This is a genomic window from Caulobacter sp. 10L414 (assembly GCF_056395525.1).
Window position 1 is genome coordinate 1 of sequence record NZ_JBFTJR010000117.1, and the last position, 4,423, is coordinate 4,423.

The following is a 4,423-nucleotide window of genomic DNA, read 5'->3' on the forward strand; positions in this document are numbered from 1 at the left end:
CCCCGGCCTCGCGCCCGGCCGCCAGCCCCGCCCGCGCCGCCCAGGCCCGCGCCGCCGCCTTCGCCAGCCAAGGCTCGGCCGCCCTGGCGGTGGACAGCTGGGAAGAGTTCTAGGGCTCGATCGAACGATCCTCCCCCTCTGGGGGAGGTGGCCCGTAGGGCCGGAGGGGGGAGCGTCGCAAGGCGCTCCCCTTTTTCGTTCTCCTGATCCCTCTCTCTTCGAGAGAGGGAGGGGCCCGCGCCGCAGGCGCGGGAGGGTGAGAGGTTTCAGCGACTGCAAGCAAACCTCCGCTCGTCATCCCGGAAAGCGCGCAGCGCTTATCCGGGACCCAGGGGACGGGGCGCCGCGCCAGGGTTCAGCGTCCGGCGGCCGTACTCAATTGAAAGGGCCAAGAGACTTGTCATCCCGGCCGAAGGAGCGCGTCAGCGGTCCGTAGAGCCGGGATCCCCCACGTCTGCAGGTTCGGAAACGGTGGGAGATCCCGGCGCTCCGCTTCGCTACGGCCGGGATGACAAGATCATAAGTGGTCGAAAAGGCTCGGCTGTAGGGCGGATCAGTTGAATCCAGACCCTAGGCACCCACCGACGCCCTGCGCCGGCCGCCAGCACCCGGCTTTCCGCGCTACGGCCGGGATGACGGTCGTGAGGGAATGGAGAGGGGTGTTTAAGCCGCCGCCACCGCGCCCGTCGTGCGGCGCAGGCGCCAGAAGCGGATGGTGCGCAGGGCGCTTTCGCGGGGCAGGGCGGCGTAGAGCTCGCCGTACGCCTTGGCCTTGCCCATCACCTCGTCGGACGGGTCCAGGATCAGCAGCGCGAAGGTCAGGAACAGGGCGCGGTCGAAGTCGGCCGCCCTGCAGACCACGGCCAGGCCGTCGAGCTCCTTGCGCTCGAGGATCTTGCGGGCGGTGTGGAAGTCGATGTCGGCCATGTCCGACAGGGCGCAGAGGAACAGGGTCGTCTGCCGGGCGCGCAGCATGCTGGCCAGGGCCTGGGGCGTGATGCGCCCGCGGGCCTTGATCAGGCCAAGCTCGTGCATGGCGCCGTCATAGTCGGCCGGCAGGGCGCCGTCGCGGGCGGCCAGGCGGTTGCGGCCGGCGGCCAGGGCCGCCTCCAGCACCGCCGGGTCGACGCTTTCGTTGCGGGCCATGATCCGGTCGCGCAGCCGCGCCTCGGCCACGAAGTACATCTCGTTGAGCAGGTCGATCGGCAGGCTCTGGCGGTCGATCACCGCCTCATGCAGGGCCGGGTTGGCCTGGGCGCGGTCGACCACCGTCTCATGGGCCTGGCGCGACAGCTGCGCGCCCTCGTTGCGGATCAGCACGCCCAGGGTGTCGTCGTCGCCGCGCGCGACGATGGCGTCGGAGACGGCGCTGGGCACGTGCGCCCGGCTGGAGATCGCCCGCAGGTGCTCCTGGCCCTGGGTCTGGGCCACGTGCAGCAGGTCAGCGTCCGACAGCGGGGTCGCGCCGGTCAGGATCGGGCGGGCCACGGCGATGCTGTCGGCGGCCAGGTTGCGCACCAGGCTGGGCGGCGGCGTGGCCGACTGGCCCAGGCGCTCGGCCAGCTCGACGCGCACGGCCTCTTCCATCTCGCCGGCCAGCTGGCCCATCACCTGGTCGAACAGGCCCATCTCCACCGCGCCGTGGTCGTCGCCGGTGAAGAACAGGTCGGTCACCCCCCGCAGCAGCTCGCGGCGCTTGGCGCTCGACGGCTCGTCGGCCAGGGCGATCAGGTCATGCAGCCGCGATTGCAGCATCAGAAATCGCTCTCCTGGGCGGTGGTCTTCTTCTTGCGCGACGCCGAGGTCGAGGTGTCGCGGCCGGCGTCCCGGGCGGCCTCCGCCAGCCAGTCGGCCGAGCCGTGCTGGGGCTCGTCGTCGGCGGGCGCGGTGGCCACGGCGGCCGGGTCGACCGCCATCAGCACCGTGTTGGGCGGGCCGGGGGCGGCGATCTGGTCCGGCGTCAGGCCGAACATCCGGCCGACCGAATAGGTGCGCGGCGCCAGGCCCTCGGCGGCGCGGGGATTGGCGTAGGCCGGCGCGGCGGCGACCTGCGCTGGGGCCGGGGCCGGGCGCGGCTGAGCCTGGACGGGCGGGGGGCCGCCGGCCAGTTCGTTCGACGGATAGACGCGCGGCGCGGCGGGCGCGATCGGGGCGGACGCGACCGGCGGGCTGTAGAGGCTGGTCGGCAGGGCGCCCTGCTGCGGCGGCTGCTGGGGCTGCGCAGGGCCTTGCGGAACGTAGCGCGGCTGGGGCGGCTGGACCTGCTGCGCAGGCGGGGCGTTGGCGTAGCCGGCCCAGGCGGCCATCGGCGCGGGGCGTTCGGCGGCGCGGGAAGAGGTATCGGCGGCAGCGGGCGTTGCGGGCGCCTCCACCTTGCCGGCCCAACCCAGCATCGGCCCGCGATAGGCCGAGGCGGCGGCCTGGGCGCGCGGGCTGCGCGGCCCGTAGCGGCTTTCGCGCACGTCGTCGGCGTGCGCCGGAACGGCGACGCTGGCGAGCAGCAGCAGGGACAGAACGAGGCGCATGCCGGTCCGGACGGAGTCTTGTCAGTCTGCAACCCTTAGCCGAAGCCGCTTAATCGCCGCCTAACGGCGCCGTGCGAAAGGTCGGGGATGCGACGTTTGGCCGGACGGCGGGAGCCTCTTCTTTTCTTCCCGTCATTCCCGCCCTCGTGGCGGGAAGCCCTGGTTCAGCTCGTATGTGAAGTGCAAGCGGCGCGCCCGGCGCGCCGCCCCTCCCGATCCTGCGGTGGATAGAGGGTTTCCCGCCACGAGGGCGGGAATGACGGGCTTCAAGGTTGGAGAGAGGGAATTCCCTACCGCCCCCGCCACCAGGCCAGCAGCCGCGCCTCGGCCGCGCCGAGGGCCGCGTGCAGGGCCACGCCCATGGCCGCCAGCACGGCCAGGGCCGCGAAGCCGCGCGCGGTCTGCAGGCGGTTGAAGCTTTCCAGCATCCGCCAGGCCAGGCCCTGGCTTGATCCCGAGCCGGCCACGAACTCGGCCGCCACCGCGCCGACCAGGGCGAGGCCCGCGGCCACCTTCAGGCCCTCCAGGATCGCCGGCAGGGCCGAGGGCAGGCGCAGGCGCCACAGCCGCTGCCAGCCGCTGGCGCCATGCAGGTCGAACAGGCGCGACAGGTCGGGGTCGGCCGCCTTCAGCCCGGCGACGGCGCCCGAATAGATCGGAAAGAAGGCGATCACGGCGGCCAGCGCGGTCACCGCCCGGCCCGGATGCTCGATGCCGGCCCAGATGGTCACCAGCGGCGCTATGGCGATCACCGGCGTCACCTGCAGCACGGCCGCCACGGGGGCGAAGGCGTCCTCGACGATCGGCCTCAGCGCCGCGCCGAACGCCAGGGCCAGGGCGACCAGCGCCGCCAGCGCCAGCCCCGCCAGCGCCGTCGACAGCGTGCCCCAGGCGCTGAGCGCCAGCAGGGGTCCGGCCTCGACCAGCGCGCCGGCGATCTGCGACGGGGCCGGCAGCAGGTAGGCCGGCACGTGCAGCACGCGGCAGGCGCCTTCCCAGGCGGCCAGCAGGAAGGCCACGAACAGGATGGGGGCGAGGCGGCGGGTCATGGTGCGAGCCTCCTCCGGCCCTTCGGGCCACCTCCCCCAGCGGGGGAGGATCCGGAAGCACCGGCGCCAGGATGCTCCCCCGCTGGGGGAGCTGTCGGCGAAGCCGACTGAGGGGGCCGCGCCAGCAGCGCGGAAACCGCCTCCACCGTCTGGCGGAACGCCGCGGTGGTGCGGAACCCCGCCGGCCGCACCAGCGGCCCCTCGACCACGACCTCGCCGGCCACTACGCCCGGTCCCGGCGTCAGCACCACCACGCGGCCGGCCATGTAGACGGCCTCCTCGACATTGTGGGTGACGAACACCACGGCCGGCGACAACGCCTCGCAAAGGGCCAGCACGTCGTCGGCCAGCGCGCGGCGGGTGATCTCGTCCAGGGCCGCGAAGGGCTCGTCCAGCAGCAGCAGGCGCGGAGCCGTGACCAGCGCCCGGGCCAGCGAGGCCCGCATGGCCATGCCGCCCGACAGCTGGGCGGGGCGGGCGTCCTGGGCGCCGTCCAGCCCGACCTTGGCCAGGGCCTCGCGCGCCTTGGCCCGGGCCTGCGCCTTCTGCATGCCGGCCAGCTCCAGCGGCAGGGCGACATTGGCCGCGGCGCTCATCCACGGCGCCAGGGTGGGGGCCTGGAACACCACCGAGGTCTCGCCCTTGCCGGCCGCGCGGCTCACGGTTCCGCGCGTGGGCTGCTCCAGCCCGGCCAGCAGTCGCAGCGCCGTCGACTTGCCGCACCCCGACGGCCCGACCAGCGCCACCACCTCGCCGGCGGCCAGCGCCAGGTCGACCGGCCCCAGGGCCCGGCCGCGCGGATAGTCGACCTCGACGGCCTGGAGAGAGGCGATGCTCATTGCTCCTCCC

Annotated in this window: 3 protein-coding genes and 1 pseudogene; all 4 read right to left on the reverse strand. The window is 73.9% G+C overall.

All coding sequences use genetic code 11. The features are described from left to right. Window positions 1–663: 663 nt before the first annotated feature. Window positions 664–1,755, reverse strand: coding sequence for a DUF2336 domain-containing protein (locus AC1DCG_RS24860; protein WP_477029082.1), 1,092 nt, complete (start codon window positions 1,753–1,755; stop codon window positions 664–666). Then, window positions 1,755–2,525 (reverse strand): hypothetical protein, encoded by a 771-nt coding sequence (locus tag AC1DCG_RS24865; protein ID WP_477029081.1) that lies wholly within the window; start codon window positions 2,523–2,525, stop codon window positions 1,755–1,757. Before AC1DCG_RS24865 ends, AC1DCG_RS24860 begins: the two co-directional genes overlap by 1 nt. A gap of 290 nt (window positions 2,526–2,815) precedes the next feature. Beyond that, a complete protein-coding gene (locus AC1DCG_RS24870) occupies window positions 2,816–3,574 on the reverse strand; it encodes an ABC transporter permease (RefSeq protein WP_477029080.1) in 759 nt (252 codons plus the stop codon). A 98-nt stretch (window positions 3,575–3,672) separates the two neighbouring features. Next, a pseudogene (locus AC1DCG_RS24875) lies at window positions 3,673–4,413 on the reverse strand (ABC transporter ATP-binding protein); the annotation flags it as partial. Window positions 4,414–4,423: the final 10 nt, after the last annotated feature.